General features: G+C 74.3%; 11 protein-coding genes and 2 pseudogenes. 6 read left to right on the forward strand and 7 right to left on the reverse strand.

Features of this window, described 5'->3' with window-relative positions; genetic code table 11:
- Positions 1 to 62: 62 nt before the first annotated feature.
- Entirely contained in the window at positions 63 to 3674 is a 3612-nt protein-coding gene (locus PV682_RS25350) for an nSTAND1 domain-containing NTPase (protein ID WP_319733669.1), read from the reverse strand.
- Positions 3675 to 3922: 248 nt separating this feature from the next.
- Here PV682_RS25350 and PV682_RS25355 point away from each other — a divergent pair, with 248 nt between their 5' ends.
- Entirely contained in the window at positions 3923 to 5062 is a 1140-nt protein-coding gene (locus tag PV682_RS25355) for a serine hydrolase domain-containing protein (protein ID WP_319733671.1), read from the forward strand.
- Here the strand turns inward: PV682_RS25355 and PV682_RS25360 are convergent.
- Complete coding sequence (locus tag PV682_RS25360) at positions 5047 to 5802, reverse strand: class I SAM-dependent DNA methyltransferase (protein WP_319733673.1); 756 nt, start codon at positions 5800 to 5802, stop codon at positions 5047 to 5049. The genes PV682_RS25355 and PV682_RS25360 overlap by 16 nt on opposite strands.
- A gap of 54 nt (positions 5803 to 5856) precedes the next feature.
- Between PV682_RS25360 and PV682_RS25365 the strand changes: the two genes are divergently transcribed.
- The 4 genes and pseudogenes from PV682_RS25365 to PV682_RS25380 all read left to right on the forward strand — a co-directional run.
- Complete coding sequence (locus tag PV682_RS25365) at positions 5857 to 6240, forward strand: nuclear transport factor 2 family protein (protein WP_319733675.1); 384 nt, start codon at positions 5857 to 5859, stop codon at positions 6238 to 6240.
- Positions 6237 to 6579: pseudogene (locus PV682_RS25370) on the forward strand (kinase); the annotation flags it as partial. The gene PV682_RS25365 and the pseudogene PV682_RS25370, both read left to right, overlap by 4 nt.
- Before the next feature lie 254 nt (positions 6580 to 6833).
- A complete protein-coding gene (rho, locus tag PV682_RS25375; protein WP_319733677.1) occupies positions 6834 to 7973 on the forward strand; it encodes a transcription termination factor Rho in 1140 nt (379 codons plus the stop codon).
- Between the two features lie 168 nt (positions 7974 to 8141).
- Positions 8142 to 8996: pseudogene (locus PV682_RS25380) on the forward strand (D-alanyl-D-alanine carboxypeptidase family protein); the annotation flags it as partial.
- Between the two features lie 83 nt (positions 8997 to 9079).
- On the opposite strand, the gene PV682_RS25385 reads toward PV682_RS25380, so the two are convergent.
- The 3 genes from PV682_RS25385 to PV682_RS25395 all read right to left on the reverse strand — a co-directional run bounded on the left by PV682_RS25385 (position 9080) and on the right by PV682_RS25395 (position 13405).
- Positions 9080 to 10417 carry a glycosyltransferase family 87 protein gene (locus tag PV682_RS25385; RefSeq protein WP_319733679.1) on the reverse strand — a complete coding sequence of 446 codons (1338 nt, stop codon included), beginning with the start codon at positions 10415 to 10417 and terminating at the stop codon, positions 9080 to 9082.
- A 29-nt stretch (positions 10418 to 10446) separates the two neighbouring features.
- The gene (mptB, locus tag PV682_RS25390) at positions 10447 to 11976 is read right to left on the reverse strand and encodes a polyprenol phosphomannose-dependent alpha 1,6 mannosyltransferase MptB (RefSeq protein ID WP_319733681.1); all 1530 of its coding nucleotides are present in this window, start codon (positions 11974 to 11976) and stop codon (positions 10447 to 10449) included.
- 109 nt (positions 11977 to 12085) lie between these two features.
- A complete protein-coding gene (locus PV682_RS25395; RefSeq protein WP_319733683.1) occupies positions 12086 to 13405 on the reverse strand; it encodes a tetratricopeptide repeat protein in 1320 nt (439 codons plus the stop codon).
- 111 nt (positions 13406 to 13516) lie between these two features.
- On the opposite strand from PV682_RS25395, the gene PV682_RS25400 reads away from it, so the two are divergent.
- Entirely contained in the window at positions 13517 to 14611 is a 1095-nt protein-coding gene (locus PV682_RS25400) for a hypothetical protein (RefSeq protein WP_319733685.1), read from the forward strand.
- Here PV682_RS25400 and PV682_RS25405 read toward each other — a convergent pair.
- Complete coding sequence (locus tag PV682_RS25405; RefSeq protein ID WP_319733687.1) at positions 14608 to 16230, reverse strand: alpha/beta hydrolase; 1623 nt, start codon at positions 16228 to 16230, stop codon at positions 14608 to 14610. The genes PV682_RS25400 and PV682_RS25405 overlap by 4 nt on opposite strands.
- Positions 16231 to 16363: 133 nt before the next feature.
- Positions 16364 to 17773, reverse strand: a complete 1410-nt coding sequence (aspA, locus tag PV682_RS25410; protein ID WP_055723722.1) for an aspartate ammonia-lyase — start codon at positions 17771 to 17773, stop codon at positions 16364 to 16366.
- Between the last annotated feature and the right edge of the window lie 181 nt (positions 17774 to 17954).

Genomic DNA, 17954 nt, shown 5'->3' on the forward strand with positions numbered 1-17954 from the left:
TGAACAACCGGCTTGACCTGCGCGTACGCGATCCTTAACGCGCCGGACACCAGCCGTACGCGTCACGCTCGGCCGCAGATCCGCCGGTACGGCGCGTCGGGTACGTACGTCCGCCACTGGGCCCGGGTGAGGCCGACGCCCCCCGCTCGCTCGCAGACCCGCCGGGCCGCCCGCCCGGGGTCGACGTCGTACCGCTGGAGGGGTACGTGGGCGCTGCTCGCGTACAGGGTCGTGCCGTCGGTGCCGAACGCGACGGAGTCGATCTCCTCGCCGGGGGTGGTGACGGGGCCGCCGAGGGGCTGCTGGGTGGCGACGTCCCACAGCTGGAGTCCGCCCGCGTCCCCGGCGACGGCGAGGGTGCGGCCGTCGGGGCTGAACGCGAGCGCGGTGACCCCCTGGGAACCGACGTTGCGCAGGATGCCCTCGCGGCGGCGCGCCTCCCCGTCCCACAGGAAGACCCGGCCCGTCTGGTCGCCGACGGCGAGCAGGGTGCCGTCGGCGGTGAACCCGAACGCGCCGACCTGGTCGCCCTGCACGAGGTCGCGGGCGGCCGTCGGGCCCGAGGGCAGCTCCGCCACCTGGCCGTCGCCGAGGAGCAGCCCGCCGTCGGGCCGCGCCCCGAGGTGGCTCGCGGTCACCCCGGCCAGCACCTGGGTGCGGCGCCTGCGGGTGAGGTCCCACACCTCGTCGCGTACGGCGCCGGTGGGCGCGGATCTGGCGACGTACAGGTCGGGGCCCAGCGCGAGCTGGAGCAGCGGGTCGCCGGGGAGGTCGAGGGTGGTGAGGGGGCGGGCGCGGCGGACGTCCCAGACGGTCACGGGCTGGGTGGCGGCCTGGTGGCCGGGGGCGGAGACGCCGTACGCGAAGCGGGTGCCGTCGGGGCTGAACGCGAGCAGGGGGAGGGTGTCCGCCGGGGCGGGGAGGGGCGGGAGGGTGTGCGGGGGGCGGCCGTCGGAGGTGGTGTGGAGGGTGACGGTGTACTGGTCGCCGGTGCGGCGGGCGGTGGCGTAGGTGCGGCCGTCGGGGCTGAGGCGGGTGTCGGCGGGCGGCTGCCGGCCGGTGGTGACGGCCGCCGCGAGGTCGAGGGTGTGGACGGTGCCGCCCTCCAGGTAGCGCAGGTTCCGGCCGTGCCAGGAGAGGCCGCCGTAGAGGTGCTGGTTGTCGAGGGGGTGGCGGAAGACGGGCGCGTCCGGGTCGGTGAGGCGCCACACGCGCAGTTCGGCGGCGTCGGCGGTGGCGAGGAAGGTGCCGTCGGGGCTGAAGGCGGCGTACCGCACGCCCGGGTCGTCGGCGTCGGCGATACGGCGGCCGGTCCTGGTGTCCCAGACGCGGAGGCCGCCGTCGGTGGCGGCGGCCAGCCGGTCGCCGTCGACGGCGAGGACGTCGCCGTCGCAGACGCGGTCCTGCCGCCAGGCGCCGGGCAGGGCGCGCCCGGTCGCGGTGTCCCACACCTGCGGGGTCCCGCCGGACGGGCAGATGGCCGCGAGCCTGCCGTCCGTGCTCAGCGCGGTGAGTGGCGTCTCCACGGCCGCGCTCGCGAACAGCACGCGCCCGTCGGCCGCCGACCGCAGCCGCACCCGGTCGCCCTCGGTGACGAGGACGGCGCCGCCGTCGCGGGTGAAGCGCAGGTCGGAGACGTCGGCCAGGGGGCCGCCCGCCCAGTGTCCGGTGGCCGGGTTCCACAGGCGTACGCGCTGGCCTGCGCCGGTGACGGCGAGGAGCGGCCCGGCGGCGGTGACCGTGCCCGAGGGGACGCGGCCCGAGCCGGTGGGCCGGTGGTCGGTGACGTCCCAGGTGCGCCAGGTGCGGCCGGCGGCGCTGAGCAGGGTGCGGCCGTCGTCGAGGAGGGCGCGGCTGCGGCTGTCGCCGGGGTCCGGGTCGGTGAAGGTGTCGGTCTCCGTCTGGTCGAGGGAGCCGAGCAGGGCGCGGCGGGTCTCCGGGAGCCGGGCGACGCTCCAGGCGGCGGCGCCGAGGAGGAGCGCCGTGCGCGGGTCGGTGGTGCGCAGCGCGTCGGCCACGGCGGCGACCCTGCGGGCCGCGTCCCGGGTCCGCTGGAGCCGGTTCTCGTCCTGCGCGCGGCACACCAGGACGCCCGTCATCACCGCGACCGCGAGGACGGCCGCCAGCGACACCGTCAGCACGCGGTGACGCCGTACGGCCCCGGCGGCGGCCCGCCGCTCGGCCGCGCGGGCGTCGAGGGCGGCGATGAGGAAGGTCCGCTCGGGGGCGGTGAGCGCGGGGTCGGCCAGGTGGTCGGGGAAGAGTTCCTCGGCGCGGGCCAGCCGGGTGCCCCGGTACAGGACGCCGGGGTCGTGGTCGTGCTCGCGCCAGGTGCGGGCGGCCTCGGCGAGCGCCCGGTGCTGGAGGAGGCGTTCGCGGTCGTCCTCGATCCACCCGTGCAGGCGCGGCCAGCCGCCGATCAGCGCCTCGTGCGCGAGGTGCACCCCGTCCTCGTCGGCGGTCAGCAGGCGCGCCCGGGTGAGACGCTCCACCACGGCGGGTACGTCGGGACAGGCCCACTGCGCGAGTTCGGCGCGGGTGAGGGGGCGGCGGGTGTCCGGGGTGCCCTCGCCCGGTACGACCATCCGCTGGAGCAGGTGGCGGGCGGCGCGGGCCTGTGCCGGGGACAGGGCGCCGTACACGTCCTCGGCGGTGGCGACGAGCGCGCCGCCGACGCCGCCGGCCTCCTCGTGCCCGGCGAGGGTCAGGATGCGGCCCTTGCGGCGGCGCCAGGTCTCCAGGAGGGCGTGCGAGAGGGCGGGCAGTGCGCCGGGTTCGCCCTGGACCTCCGCGACGAGGCGGGCGGTGAGGGCGCGCTCGACGACGAGGCCGGCGCGCTGGGCGGGGCCGACCACGGCCTCGCGGAGTTCCTCGGGGGTCAGGGGGCCCAGGGAGAGGCTCGCGGTGCGCAGGGCTTCGGCGAGGGCGGGGTGTTCGGCGCAGCGGGCCCGGAAGTCGGCGCGGACGGCTATGAGGAGGTGGCGTCGCGGGTGGGCGGTGAGGAGGCGGGTGATGAAGGCGGAGCGTTCCCGGGGGTCCCGGCAGAGGGTGAAGAGTTCCTCGAACTGGTCGACGAGGAGCCACTGTTCGTCGGGAGCGGGGTCTTCCCCGACGGCCGCGAACAGGTGGCCGTACGTCGTCGCCGGGGTCGGGCCCGGGGTCAGGATGCGCAGGTCCGCCCGGCGCTCGCGGGCCGCGATCTCCGTGCGCAGGCGGGGGATCACACCGGCCCGCAGCAGGGACGACTTGCCGCTCCCTGAGGGGCCGAGGAGCACGGCGAGGCGCTTCTCCCGGACCAGCTCCGTCACCTCGTCGGCCATCCGGTCCCGGCCGAAGAACAGGTGCTCGTCGTCCGGCTCGAACCGGGCGAGGCCCCGGTACGGCGCCCACGCCGCCTCGGGCGCGCGGCTGGTCTCGCCCTCGGCCTCCTTCCAGCGCGCCTCCCACTCGGCGGGGTCACCGCCGCAGGCGGTCACGTAGCCGCGCAGGACGGCGAGCGTCGGCAGCCGCTCCCCCGCCGCCGCCTGCGACAACGTGCTCGTCGAGAAGCCCGCCGCCTCCGCCATCGTCCGGTACGACGGTCCGCCCGCCTCCCGGCGCAGCTCCCGCAGCCCGTGCGCGAGCCGCTGGACAGGGCCGTCCTGCGGGTCCAGCGGCCTCTCGGGGCGCCCCATGCGCTCATACCTCCATACGCCCGGCGAAAGCGACATCGGGCGCGATGACGATACGAGGGGAGGGGGGACTGCGGGGTGACGGGGGGATGACATCTGTGCGACGCGATCGAGGGGGCGGGGCTCTTCCGTGGTGGTCACCGGGTGACGCGCTCTACCGGCCGGATCTTTCCCGGAGCCGCCCCTTCCCCTCCGTCCGACCGGTCGGTACGTTCTGGGTGCCCGGCTTCCCGAACCCCTGCGGAGGACCCATGACCGAGGTGCACGGCCACTGCGACGACCGGTTCGCCGCGGTGCGGGCCGCGTTCGAGGAGAACTTCCGCGAGCGGGGCGAACTCGGCGCCGCCGTCACCGTGTTCGTGGCCGGGCAGCCGGTCGCCGACCTCTGGGGCGGCTGGGCCGACGCCGCCCGCACCCGGCCCTGGGAGCGGGACACGGTCGTCAACGTCTGGTCCACCACCAAGGGCGTGACCTCCCTGTGCGCCCACCTCCTCGCCGAGCGCGGGCTTCTCGACCTCGACGCCGAAGTCGCCCGCTACTGGCCCGAGTTCGCCGCGAACGGCAAGGAGGGGGTCCTCGTACGGCACCTGCTGTCCCACCGTTCGGGCCTCGCCGGCCTCCATGTCCCGCACAGCGTCGCCGAGTTGTACGACTGGGAGCTGACCGTCTCCCGGCTCGCGGCGGCCTCCCCGCTGTGGGAGCCCGGCACCGTCTCCGGCTATCACGCCCTGCTCTTCGGCCACTTGATCGGCGAGGTCGTCCGGCGCGTCACCGGCCGGCTCCCCAGCGCCTTCCTGGCACAGGAGATCACCGGCCCCCTCTCCATCGACTTCACCATCGGCCTGCCCGAGAAGGACGCCGACCGGGCCGCCGAACTCGTCGCGCCGCCCGCCCTGACCAGCACCCAACAGGCCGCCATGCTCGCCTCGTTGACCCCGGTCGCCCTCGCCGCGCTCGCCAACCCGCCCGTCGGCGCGCCCGCCGCCAACTCCCCCGCCTGGCGCGCCGCCGAGATCCCGGCGGCCGGGGGCCACGGCACCGCGCGGGCCGTCGCCGAGCTGTACGGGCTGCTCGCGGGCGACCGGGGGCTCCTCTCCCCCGCGGCCGTCGAACGGGTCCGCGAGGGGCAGGGCGCCTGCCGCGACCTGGTCCTCGGAGCCCAGCTCGGACGGGACACGGAGGTCGGGCTCGGGCTGTGGCTGAGCGGCGAGCGGCAGTCGTACGGGCCGAACCCGCGGGCGTTCGGGCACGACGGGTTCGGGGGGTCCTGCGGGCTGGCGGATCCGGAGGCCGGCGTGTCGATGGGGTACGTGATGAACCGGATGGGGCCGCACATCGTGGACGATCCGCGGAAGCTGGCGCTGGTGGAGGCGGTCTACGCGTCGCTGTGACCGGTGCCTTCGTGGCTGCCTTCGTGGCTGCCTTTGCGGCTGCCTTTGCGGCCGACGACCAGTCGCGCCCTCGGGCTCCCGTCGTCCCTCGTCCCGAACTCCGGCAGCGCGCGCAGGCTCACCGCGAACCCGGCGCGCTCCAACTCCCGCCGTACGTCGGCGAGTCGGAAGGTCCGGTAGTACATCACGAACGGGGGACGCCACAGCGCGTTGCGGACCCGCATGACGCCGTCGAAGCCAAGGAGCGCCCAGTACGCGGGAGTCGACGCCTTCGGCGGGGCGCCGACGGGGAACGCGAACGTTCCGCCGGGCCGCAGCGCGGTGTGCACCTGGCGGAACAGGCCCGGCAGCTCGCCGGGCAGGAAATGCCCGAACGCCCCGAAACTGACGACGAGATCGAAACCCGCGACGAACGGCAGCGCCCTGGCGTCGGCCCGCACGAGCCGCGCGCCCCGCCCCTTCGCCCGCTCCAGCATCCCCGCGCTGAAGTCGACGCCGGTCACGCTCCCGCACACCTCGCCGAGCACCCCGAGCCCCGCGCCCGTGCCGCAGCACAGGTCGAGCCCGTCGCCGTACGGGCCCATCCCCCTCAGCGCCTCGGCCGTCGCGTCGAGCACGGAGTCGGGCGTACGGAACGGGGTGTGGTCGAACTTCGGCGCGAGCAGGTCGTAGCCGTGCTCGACGGACGACAGCGCCTGGACGGCGAGTTCACGCAGACGGGGGCCCTCGGGACTGAACATCCGGATCACCCTAGCTATCCTGGCGGTCCTTGTCCTGACCTGAGGGAGATGCCCGTGCGCGCGTTTCGTGAGGCAGTCGAGTCCGGCGACATGGACGCCGCCGTCGCGCTGCTGTCCGAGGACGTCGTCTTCACCAGCCCGGTCGTCCACAAGCCCTACCGGGGCAAGCCCATCACCGCCGCGATCCTCCGCGCCGTCGCCCAGGTCTTCCAAGGGCTCAGCTACCAGCGGGAGTTGACCGACGGGCCCGACCACGCCCTGATCTTCACGGCCCGCGTCGGCGACCGCGAGCTGACCGGCTGCGACTTCATCCACGTCGACGAGTCGGGCCGGATCGACGAACTCATGGTGATGGTACGGCCGTTGTCGGCGGCCCAGGCCCTCCAGGTCGCCATGGAGGCCAAGTTCGCAGAAATCGCGGCGGACGCGGCACGCTGACCGCGCGAACCGGCACCCCCGCGACACGCCTCATCGTCCTGCGGGGCAACTCCGCGTCGGGGAAATCATCCGTCGCGGCGGGCATCCGCGAGCGCTTCGGCCGAGGCATCGCGCTGGTCGCCCAGGACAACCTCCGCCGCGTGATGCTCCGCGAACATCGGCCTCATCGACACTGTCACCCGTCACGCCCTCGACTCCGGCTTCCACACCGTCGTCGAGGGCGTCCTGTATGCCGCGCACTACGGGGATGCGCTGGGGCAGCCCGTCGCGGACCACCGGTACTGCCGCTACCACGGCGTGCCGTTCGAAGAGACCCTCGTAGGGCATCCGGCGAAGCCGAACTCGTGGGGGTCGGGGAATACCCGGGAACCATTCGGGGTTGACAGACCCGGGTACTCCCGGTGTTACATTGCGGAGAGCACTCGTGTACGTCCCGTCGTGGACGCCGGTGCGAATTCCCTTCTTCTCCGCCCCGTGAAAGCCGGGGTGTCTCTCAGCCGCCGGGAGCGCGTGTCGCCTCCCGAACTCTTCGCGGCGTTCTCCTTCCCCACCGCATGCCACATGCCCGTCCGTCCGCGAAAGGACCGACCCCCATGACCACCACTCTCGAACACCCCCCGATCCAGCAGCAGCCCCCGGCCCGGCTCGTGGCCGGCGTCCTCGACGTCGACGGCGGCGGGAAGGGCCACCTGCGCGGCCCGGGCCTGCTGGCCGAACCGGACGACCCGCAGGTCCCGGCGGCGCTGATCCGCCGTCACGGCCTGCGCCGCGGCGACCTCGTGGAGGGCCTGCGCGACCGGCGCGGCCTGACCGAGGTCACCTCGGTGGAGGGCCGCAGGCCCGAAGAGGCGCTCCGGCGCCGCACGTTCGCCGAGCTGACGCCGCTGCACCCGTACGAGCGCCTGCGCCTGGAGCACCCCGCGTCGGGGCTCGCGGGCCGGGTCACCGACCTGTTCGCCCCGGTCGGCAAGGGCCAGCGCGGCCTGCTCGTCGCCCCGCCGAAGACCGGCAAGACGGTCCTGCTCCAGCAGCTCGCCGCGGCCGTCGCCGGCAACCACCCGGACGCCCGCCTGATGGTCCTCCTGCTCGACGAGCGCCCCGAGGAGGTCACCGACATGCGCCGCTCGGTGCGCGGCGAGGTGTACGCCTCGACGTTCGACCGCGCGGCCCGCCAGCACACGGCGCTCGCCGACCTGGTCGTCGAACGCGCGAAGCGGCTCGTCGAGGCCGGCGAGGACGTCGTGATCCTCCTCGACTCCCTGACCCGCCTGTGCCGCGCGCACAACAACGCGGCCCCCGGCAACGGCCGTACCCTCAGCGGCGGCGTCGACGCAGCCGCCCTGCTCGGCCCGAAGCGGTTCTTCGGCGCCGCGCGCGCCCTGGAGGAGGGCGGCTCCCTGACGATCCTGGCGACCGCGCTGGTCGAGACGGGGTCGCGGGCCGACGACTACTACTTCGAGGAGCTGAAGGGCACCGGCAACATGGAGCTGCGCCTCGACCGCGAGCCCGCGGCCCGGCGCCTGTTCCCCGCCGTCGACCTGTACGCCTCCGGCACCCGCCGCGAGGAACTCCTCCTGACCCCGGCCGAGTTGACGGCGACCCGCGGCCTGCGCCGGGCACTGGCCTCCCGGGACACCAGCACGGGCCTGGAGACCCTGCTGGAGCGGATGCGCAAGACGCCGGACAACGCGACGTTCCTGCGGCAGGTACAGCCGACGCTGCCGGGCGAGTAGGCGGGCCGCACGGGTCGCTGCACAGGGGTGCCGCACAGGATCGCCGCACGCACGCGCGAGACGTTCGCGCCGCCCCGCGCGTGCACGCGTACGGCATCCGAGTGCTCGGCGGCCTCCCATCGGCACGGGCAGCACGCCGATGCGCATGATCGTTTCTACGTTGACCGTATGACGATCGGATTTTCCTCCCGCGCCGCCGTGTCGGCCTGCGCGCTGTGTGCCGTGGTGTCCCTGGCCGCGGGGCCCGTGGCGTTCGCGTCGGCCGGACCGAGCGCCCCCGACCCGCACCGGACGTCGTCCCCCGATCGTCCCCAGGCGTCCGGCGCCCCCTCCCCCGCTCTCCTGCACCGCCCCGGCACCCACGTCCGCCTGCGTCCCGGCGCCCCCGCGCTCCCCGGCGTCTCGGCGCTGTCCTGGGTCGTCGCCGACGCGGACAGCGGCGCCGTCCTCGCCGCCTCCGACGCGCACCGCAAGCTCCCCCCGGCGAGCACCCTGAAGACCCTGTTCGCGCTGACCGTCCTGCCGGTCCTGCCCGCCGGCATCCGGCACCGGGTCGGCCCCCGGGAACTGGAGGGCATCGGCCCCGGCAGCAGCCTGGTCGGCGTCGCGGAGGGCCGTACGTACACGGTCGCCGACCTGTGGCGCGGCGTGTTCCTGAACTCGGGCAACGACGCCGTGCACGTCCTGGCCGCCCTGAACGGCGGCTGGGAGACGACGGCGAAGCGCATGCGGGCCAAGGCGCGGGCGCTGGGCGCGCTGGACACGCACGTGCTGTCCCCGGACGGGTACGACACGCCGGGCCAGGTGTCGTCGGCGTACGACCTCGCCGTGTTCGGCCGCGCGGGGCTGCGCAACGCGGACTTCGCGCGGTACTGCGGGCTCGCGCGGGCCCGGTTCCCCGGGGGCGGCGGCTGGTCGTACGAGATCGAGAACACGAACCGGCTGCTGACCGGCGAGGACGGGGTCGCACAGTACCCGGGGCTCGTCGGCGTGAAGAACGGCTACACCTCCAACGCCGGCAACACGCTGGTCGCCGCGGCCCGCAAGGGGGGCCGGACGCTGGTGGTGACGGTGATGAACCCGCAGGCCGGCGGGGGGTTCGCGGTCTATGAGGAGGCGCGCGACCTGCTCGACTGGGGGTTCGCTGCGGCGGGGCGGGTGGATCCGGTGGGTTCGCTGGACGCGCTGCGGGTGCGGCCCCGGCCGGGTCCCGACGTGCGTCCGGCGGTCGCGGCGTCCGTCCCGGCGGGGGACGACGGGCCGGGCTGGCCGGAGGCGGCGATGGTCGCCGGGGCGGCGGCGCTGGGGGCGGGCGGGATGTCGTTCGTGCTGCGCGCGGGGAGGCGGCGTTGACCGGTCGGCAGCCACAGGAGGAGGCCGAGGGTGATCCACACGTACATGTTGCTGCCGAGGAACCCGTCGAGGCCGGACGCGTCGTGGAACCAGATCCATACAACACTGGTGCACATGACGGCGTACAGAGTTGACGCGATCCGTACATATCCGGATCGAATCAACACAACGAACGATGGAATCAACCAGATCAAGTGATGCACCCATGTCACCGGACTGACCAGACAAGCGGTCAACCCGGTCAATGCGAACGCCGTTCGCCACTCCCCCGCGCCCCGCACCCGCCACACCCACACGGCGAGCACCACCAGCACGGCCAGCGCCCACACGGCCTTGCTCTCGATCCCCAGGCGCGCGAGAACCCCTTGCAGGGACTGGTTGGAGACGTAGTCGAGGCGCCCCACGCGCGTGGTGTCCCACAGGGCGGTCGTCCAGTAGAACCGTGACGCGCCGGGGGCGACCAGCGCGGCGAGGGCGGTGGCACCGGCGGCGACGGCCGTGGCGATCCCGGCCTCGCGCCGGCGGCGGGTGACCAGGAGCAGTCCGATGAACAGCGCGGGCGTGAGTTTGACGGCCGCCGCGAGGCCGATGCCGATGCCCGCCCAGCGGTCGCGGCCGGTCGCGAGGAGGCGGGCGTCGACCAGGACGAGCGCGAGCAGCAGGATGTTGACCTGACCGAAGCTGATGGTGTCCCGCAGGGGTTCGAAGAGGGCCAGGACGCACAGGGCGAGGCCGACGCCGTACCAGCCGTGCCGCTTCCACTCGCGGCCCGCGAGCAGGCGCAGGACCAGGGCGAGGGCGGCGAGGTTGAGCAGGAGGGCGGCGGCGATCGCCGTATGCAGGCTCACCAGTGCCATCGGGAGCATCGCGACGGCCGCGAAGGGCGGGTAGGTGAAGCCGTACGGGGTGCCGGGGACGCGGTAGTCGTAGACGCGTCCGCCGTGGTGGACCCAGTGGTCGATCGTGCCCCAGTAGACGCGCAGGTCGAACCAGTCCCGCAGGAGCGGCACGGTCGCGGTGAACGCCGTCACGGCGGTGGCGAGCGCGATCAGCAGGAACAGCCGGCCGCGGTCGGTCTCGGGGAGTCTCATGGTCCTCGGGGCTCGTGGGATGCGGGGGGTCATGCCGTGCGGCCGTGCTGGAGGCCGGTGGCGCGGGTGGCGAGGCGGGCCTGCCACAGGACGACGACGGCGAGGGCGCCACCGGAGACGGCCAGCAGGACCTGTCCGGCGTCGGCGGGCCCGCCGTCGGGCAGGACGGCGAGGGCGAGCACGCCGGCCACGGCGACGGCGGTACGGTGCCGTACCGACGTGTCGGGTGCGGCGGCGGCGATCAGGAAGAGGCCCCACAGCGCGTACCAGGGGCGGATCGCGGGGCCGAAGGCGGCGACGGCGGCGAGGCTGAGGCCGAGCGCGTACACCGGGCGGGGGCGCAGGCGCCACCAAATGGCCGCGACGAGCCCCGCGGTGATCGCGAGGCCCAGGGCGTGCCAGGCGGGCACGGCGAGCGGTGCGAGATCGCTGCCGGCGTGTTCGAGGAGGGCGCCGGTGGCGCGGCCCAGCAGGCTCGTGAGGGCCCAGTTCTGGGGGGAGACGGGGGTGCTGAGGGCGCTGATCCAGCCGTATCCGGTGCCGGTGGCGGCGGTGACGGCGACGGTCGTGGCGGCGGCCGGGGCGAGGGTGTTCGCGCCCGCGCGCAGGGCGCCGTACGGGCCGGACCGGCCGTGCTCCCGGTAGTGGAGCAGCACGATCGCCGCCAGGCCGAGGGCCGCCGGGGCCTTGACGAGGGCGGCGAGGGTGACCAGGACGGCGCCGAGGGCGAAGCGTCCGCCGAGGGCGGCGACCAGGCCGATGCCGAGCAGGCCCAGCATGATCGCGTCGTTGTGGGCGCCCGCGACGAGGTGCAGCAGCACCAGCGGGTTCAGTGCCCCCAGCCAGAGCGCGCGTGCCGGGTCGGCGCCGCAGTGCCGGGCGAGGCGGGGCAGGGCGGCGGCCATCAGGGCGACGCCGAGGAGGGCCACGCACCGCATCCCGTACAGCCCGGCGGGCAGCTCCCCGCGCGTGAGGCCCGCGAGGACACCGGCGAGGCCCATGAAGGCCGGTCCGTACGGCGCCCCGGTGTGCCGCCACAGGGGCGCGACCTCGTCGGCGAGCGGGCCGCCGAGGCTGGAGGGGCCGTAGGAGTAGACGTCGATGTGGGCGTCGACCATCGCGCCTTGCGCGAGGTAGCTGTAGACGTCCCGGCTGAACAGGGGCGGCGCGACGATCAGGGGGGCCGCCCAGACGGCGAGGACAAGGACCAGCGCGCGCGGGGAGGGCGGTTCGTCGCCGCGCACCCTGCGGCCCAGGAGCACCCAGGCGGCGGTCAGCAGCACCAGCCCGAAGTAGACGCCGACCAGGCCGAGCACGGCGTGCGGCGAGGAGGGGGCGAGCAGTTCGCGCGCGGGCAGGGCGCCGGCACTCTCGCCGCCGAGCGCCAGGCAGGAGGTGCCGGCCAGGCCGAGCACCTGGCAGCGACGGAGAGCGACGGGGAAAGCCTTGGCCAGCACCCTGTCAGCGTGGCGACGCCGGGTGGCCGGTGAGCGACGTTCCGCCTGCGGGGCGGTGGTCTGTGCGTGACCGGAGCGTGATCGCGGCGCGGAGAGCCGCACGGGAGCCGGGAGTTCACCCCGGGTTCGGGGGGTCCTCGTCGGTCCGGCCGTGTGCCGTCAGGTCCGCGACGGGGCTCACGACGGCCCGCGCGGTCCTTGGCGCCGGGGCTCAGGCGAACCGGGTGCTCGGTACGGGGCCCGTGCTCCGTACCCGCGCGCGGTCACCTGTCAGCCAGGTGCCGCAGATCGCCGCCGCGAACCCGGTGAGCCGCTCCTGCGGGTCGTCCGGGGTCGCGCCGTCGCCCTCGTCGGGTGTGGGGTCGGCGGCGACGATCTCGGCGGCGAGCTCGGTCTCCGCGCGCGGGTCGGGGCCGCCGCGCTCGACCTCGCCGTCCTCGCCCACGCGCAGGGTGTCGCCCCAGGGCGCGACGACCGACTGGTGCAGCAGGGTCACGCTGTCCGGGGTGACGGCGGGCGGGTCGGTCCAGCAGCTCGCGTGCTCATGGAGGACCTGTCCCGCCGTGCGGCCGAACAGCTCGCCCAGGATCTCCGGGCCCCGCTCGGCCTCGGCGGTCTCGTTCAGGTCGTACGCGATCACGACGGTGTCCTCGCGCCCCGCCTCAAACGGCAGCGCGGGCAGCCCCAGCACCTGTGCCGCGGCGAGCCCGAGGACGCGGCTCGACCGGTCCGGGAGCAGCGACACGGACGCCGGGCGCACCTGTGCCGCCTCCAGGACCGCCCTGAGCCGCAGCAGGCCGCGCAGGCACTGGCCGTAGGTGTCCTGGAGCCACGCGTACCGCCCGGTCATGCCCGCGTCGTAGCCGTACGGCGAGAGCGTGCCGAGGACGGTCCCGCCCATCACGTACTGCCAGCCGCGCAGGTCGCCGCGGTCCAGCGGGCTCGCCGCCGCGACGGCGTCGGCGCGCTCCAGGACCCTGCGCTGGCGCGCCTGCGCGGAGGTCCACATCTCGTCCTCGGGGTCGCCGAGGAGCGCGTGCTGACGGCGGGCCAGGGGCAGGTCGCCGGCGAGGACGGCGTTGAACACGAGGAGGTAGCGGTCGGGCCAGTCGTCCAGCCGCGTCTCGTGCGCGAGCAGGACGTCCGCCGCCTCGCGGTGGCGCGAGCGGTCCTCGTAGGCGGCGACCAGTTCGCGCAGCAGGGGCTTCGCGCCGGGCGCCAGCCGCAGGGCCTCGCGCAGCGCGGGGATCGCCAGGTCGGCGACGCCGCGCTCGATGCACGCGTACCCGAAGTCGTAGAGCGCGCGCGGCTGTCCGGGGTCGGCCGTGACCGCCTTCGCGGCCTCGCGCAGGTCGTCGAACCCGGCTCCTTCGGCCGCCCGTCCGGCGACCAGGGCGACCTCGGCGAGCGGCGCGCGCTCGGCGGCGGCCCGCAGGAGCCTCAGCGCGCCGGGGATGTCGCCCTGGTCCAGGCATTCCCATGCCTTCAGGGTGTCGGGGGACTGGGGGCGGCGCGGCCTGCGGGAGAACATGCGTGCGATTCTCCCCGAGGCCGGCGATGGTCCTCAACCGGATTTCCGGCGGGCTGTGACCGATGGTGCGATTTCTCCCTCTTCCCCTGTGACCGACCTAGTGGGGGAACGATGAAGTGGTCCAGGACCGTGGCCGCGGCGGCTGCCGGCCTCATTCTGTGCGGGTGCACCGGCACGGGCGGCGGCGGTACGGCGCCGAGCACGGCCCCGTCCGCGCGCGCGGTGGGCAAGCCCGCGTCCCCCGCGTCCCCCGCGCCCTCGGCGTCTCCCGCGCCCTCGCTGATCCTCAACGGCCAGACCGACGCCCGCCCCGGGGAGCGCGTCCACATGATGCTCTACGGCGTCACGCGCGCGCGGGGCGGCGACGCGGTGACCGCGCGGTCGGCCGCGTTGACCGGGCCGGTGCGGCTGAGCTGGGAGGACGACCACTACTGGGCCGTGGGGACCCTCAAGATGACGAACAAGCCCGGCTCGTACCCCCTGACGGTCGCGGTCCACGGCCGCGACGTGGCCCACGACACCGTCAAGGTCGTCGCCTCCCAGCGGCCCTCGTTCACCCTCTCCGCGTCCCGGGAGGCGACCCGCCCCGGCGAACCCGTGTGGCTGGGCTTCGACGACCTGTACCCCGGCGAGCGGGGCACCGGCTTCACCGTACGGTCCGCCGCCCTCCCCGCGCCCGTGCGCCTGGTCCACGACGACGACACCGACTTCTACAACCCGCGCGCCTTCTCGGCCCGCCCGGAGCTGAGGACCCGCCTGGCGGACGGCACATACGCCTTCACCCTGTACGGCGCGGACGGCCGCCGTATCGCCGAGAAGCGGCTGACGGTCCGCGCGTCCCGGCCGGGCGACCGCGACTACCGGGGCAAGCCGTCCGGCCCCGAGTTCTTCGACCCGGGCGCGGGCTACTCCGACGGCTCCCACAACACGTTCCGGGCCGTCGCCGGCGGGCAGGTCGCCGTCATGTGGCACGACGTGTACCCGGACCCGGGCGAGGAGACCCGGCTGACCGCCACGTCCCCGGCGTTCACCGGGACGGTCCGCCTGCGGCACGACGACAGCAAGGGCGCCGACGGCGACGACCCGCGCTTCCTCGGCACCGCGACCGTCCGGCCCTCTCTCGCGCCCGGCCGCTATCCGGTGACGGTCGTCGCGCATCACGGCCGGGTGAAGAGGACGGCGTACCTGACGGTGACGGCGCGTTAGGGGCGCGCGGGTGCGGCGGCGCAGGTCAGGTCGTGCGCCGGGACCTTCCCGTCGAGCAGGTAGGCGTCCACGACGGCGTCCACGCATGCGTTGCCGTTGCGGTACTGGCCGTGGTCGCCGGCACCGGTGACCGTGACCAGCCGCGAGCCCTTCAGTGCGCGGTGCGCCCGCAGCGCGCCTTCGTAGTACGTCGCCGGGTCGTGCACCGAGTTGAGCATGAGGGTCGGCGGCAGGCCCTCGCCGGTGACCTTGACGTGCGGGGCGTCCGACTCCGGCCAGAACGCGCAGACCGCCGCGTACGCGAGCTCCCGCGCGCCCACGAGAGGGTGTTTCCGCGTGTCCGTCGCGCTCTGCCGCAGCCAGTGGCCGAGGTCGCGGTTCCACGGCGTGTCGTTGCAGGTGACCGGGAAGTAGGTGGCGGCGAATCCGGGCGAGAGGTAGTTCGCGAAGGTGCTCCCGGCCGTCTGCCGTTCGGCGGCCGTCGCCGTGTCCCAGTGCTCCAGGGAGGCCAGCACGGACGCCAGGGACGGCCACAAGCCCGCGTTGTACATGCCCTGGATCGTGGCGTTGTCGAGCTGGTTGGGCCCCACGGTCACCGCGCCGGCGGTCAGCGGGCGGTCGTGCAGCGCGGCCCGCCGCGCCTCCCAGGTGGCCTTCGCCTCGGCCGCCGTACGCCCGTAGTGGTAGACCGCGTCGTGCTGCGCGAGCCAGGGCAGGAAGTCCTGCTCGAAGCGGCGCTGGAAGCTCATCGGCTGCCCCAGCCCGGCCTGCTCCCAGGTGCCGTCGAAGGCCAGGTTGCTGTCCAGGACGGCGCGTTCGACGTGCTGCGGGTACTCGGTCGCGTAGTACGCGCCCAGCCAGGTGGCGTACGAGGGGCCGTAGTACGAGATCTTCTGCACGCCGAGCAGAGTGCGCAACAGGTCGATGTCGTGGACAGCTTGATCGGTGGTCAAGTACTTGACGAGATCGCCGCTGCGATCAAGGCAACTGTTGACGAATTGACGGGAACGGTTGATCACGCCCTGGAGGGCGGCGGGTGTGCGGTCGCGGAAGTCGCCGGCGTAGAAGTCCTGGAACTCGGTGTCCGTCTGACAGGTGGCGTGCGTGCTGCTGCCCACGCCGCGCTGGTCGAAACCGACGACGTCGTACGCGGCGCCGACCGCCGGTGACGCCTTCACGAACCCGGCGGGACGGTTCAGACCCGACGCGCCCGGTCCGCCCGCGGCCATGACCAGTACTCCGCGACGTTTCGCGGGGTCGGGCGCGCGGTGGCGGGACACCTCGACGGTGAGGTCGGCGCCGGTGCCCGGGTGGTGCCAGTCGCGGGGGACGGCCATCGGGGCGCACTCCAGGGCCGGGGTGCCGGGGCAAGGCTGCCAGTCGAGGCGCTGGGCGGTGTAGCGGGGTGGGATCGGCGCGCGGGGGGCGGCCGTCGGGGCGGGGTGTGCCGCGGTCCGCGCGGCGGCCTGGGCCGTGGTCGGGCCTGCTGCCGTCAGCGCCAGCACTGCGGCCACCGTGCCAAAGACAGCGGCTCCCTTGCGGACACCGGACGTCGACGGCGCACACGCCGAGAACTGCGAGCCCGCCGGGAAGGCCGAGAACACCGAGAACCTGGACATCGAATCCCCTCACTGCCGCGCGAGGCGGCGCGGCGTACGACTCGATGTTCGGGCCCGGCACCGTGCCGGATCGATCATGCTGGGGCCCGACTTGGGGGTGGTACCAGTACCACCCCCGCGTCCGCGCCCCGCCTCACGCGAGCGGCGATCCGCTTCCCGCGACCGCTTCGGGGCGCAGCAGCGCGGCGAGGGACTCCGCCGGCAACAGGCCCTTCTCCAGGACGAGTTCGGCGACGCCCCGGCCGGTCTCCAGGGCCTCCTTGGCGATGTCGGTGGCCGCTTCGTAGCCGATGTGGGGGTTGAGGGCGGTGACGAGGCCGATGGAGTTCTCGACGGTCTCGCGCAGTCGCTCGGTGTTCGCGGTGATGCCGTCCACGCAGCGTTCGGCGAGGGTGAGGCAGGCCGCGCGCAGGTGGGTGATGGACTCGGAGAGGGAGTGCAGGATGATCGGCTCGAAGGCGTTCAGCTGGAGCTGTCCGGCCTCCGCCGCCATGGTGATGGTGACGTCGTTGCCGATGACCTCGAAGGCGACCTGGTTGACGACCTCGGGGATGACCGGGTTGACCTTCCCCGGCATGATCGACGAACCGGCCTGGACGGGCGGCAGGTTGATCTCGCCGAGCCCCGCGCGCGGGCCGGAGGAGAGCAGGCGCAGGTCGTTGCAGCTCTTGGAGAGCTTGACGGCGATCCGCTTGAGGACGCCGGACATCTGGACGAACGCGCCGCAGTCCTGGGTGGCCTCGACGAGGTTCGCGGCGGTGACGAGCGGCAGGCCGGTGATGTCGGCGAGGTGGCGGCGGGCGGCCTCGGCGTACCCGGCGGGGGCGTTGAGGCCCGTGCCGATGGCGGTGGCGCCCAGGTTGATCTCATGGATCAACTCGACGGCCTCGTCAAGACGGCTGCGGTCCTCGTCAATCATGACGGCATAGGCCGAGAACTCTTGACCGAGCGTCATGGGAACCGCGTCCTGCAACTGTGTACGGCCCATCTTGAGCACGTCGCGGAACTCGACGGCTTTGCGGCCGAACGCGTCCTGGAGTACAGCCATCGCCTTGAGCAGTCCACGGACCGCGAAGACCGTCGCGACCTTGACGGCCGTCGGGTAGACGTCATTGGTCGACTGGCCGAGGTTGACGTCCTCGTTGGGGTGCAGGAACTGGTACTCGCCCTTGGCGTGCCCGAGCAGTTCGAGCGCCCGGTTGGCGATGACCTCGTTGGCGTTCATGTTCGTGGAGGTCCCGGCACCTCCCTGGACGACGTCGACGACGAACTGCTCGTGCAGCTTGCCCGCGCGGATCTCCCGGCACGCGGCGACGATCGCGGCGGCCTTCTCGGGGGCGAGCAGCCCGAGTTCCTCGTTGGCGAGGGCGGCGGCCTCCTTGACGGCGGCGAGGGCGTCGATGAGGTGTGGGTAGGCGGAGATGGCCGTACCGGTGATGGGGAAGTTCTCGGTGGCGCGCAGGGTGTGGACGCCCCAGTAGGCGTCGGCGGGGATGTCACGGAAGCCGAGGAGGTCGTGCTCGCTGCGGGTGACGGCGGTCATGGTGAGGGGTGTCCTCTTTCGGGTGGGTGAGGGTGTGGAGGAGCGGGGCAGGGGTACGGCGCGCACACTCGCCGCGCCCCTGCCCCGACGCCGCGCGCGCCCCGCACAGGCGGGCGCGGCGTCCGGATGCCCAGGTCCTTCCCGTGGGCCGGGTGGGCGAGGGGACCTACGCGCAGGCGGG

It is taken from the genome of Streptomyces niveiscabiei (assembly GCF_033794345.1).
In the GTDB taxonomy this organism is placed as follows: Bacteria; Actinomycetota; Actinomycetes; order Streptomycetales; family Streptomycetaceae; genus Streptomyces; species Streptomyces niveiscabiei.

Coding starts and splice junctions, on each gene's coding strand:
- PV682_RS25350 (WP_319733669.1), bottom strand. CDS start 3,674: ATGGGGCGCCCCGAGAGGCCGCTGGACCCGCAGGACGGCCCTGTCCAG.
- PV682_RS25360 (WP_319733673.1), bottom strand. CDS start 5,802: ATGTTCAGTCCCGAGGGCCCCCGTCTGCGTGAACTCGCCGTCCAGGCG.
- rho (WP_319733677.1), top strand. CDS start 6,834: ATGACCACCACTCTCGAACACCCCCCGATCCAGCAGCAGCCCCCGGCC.
- PV682_RS25385 (WP_319733679.1), bottom strand. CDS start 10,417: ATGAGACTCCCCGAGACCGACCGCGGCCGGCTGTTCCTGCTGATCGCG.
- aspA (WP_055723722.1), bottom strand. CDS start 17,773: ATGACCGCCGTCACCCGCAGCGAGCACGACCTCCTCGGCTTCCGTGAC.
- PV682_RS25400 (WP_319733685.1), top strand. CDS start 13,517: ATGAAGTGGTCCAGGACCGTGGCCGCGGCGGCTGCCGGCCTCATTCTG.
- PV682_RS25405 (WP_319733687.1), bottom strand. CDS start 16,230: ATGTCCAGGTTCTCGGTGTTCTCGGCCTTCCCGGCGGGCTCGCAGTTC.
- PV682_RS25395 (WP_319733683.1), bottom strand. CDS start 13,405: ATGTTCTCCCGCAGGCCGCGCCGCCCCCAGTCCCCCGACACCCTGAAG.
- PV682_RS25355 (WP_319733671.1), top strand. CDS start 3,923: ATGACCGAGGTGCACGGCCACTGCGACGACCGGTTCGCCGCGGTGCGG.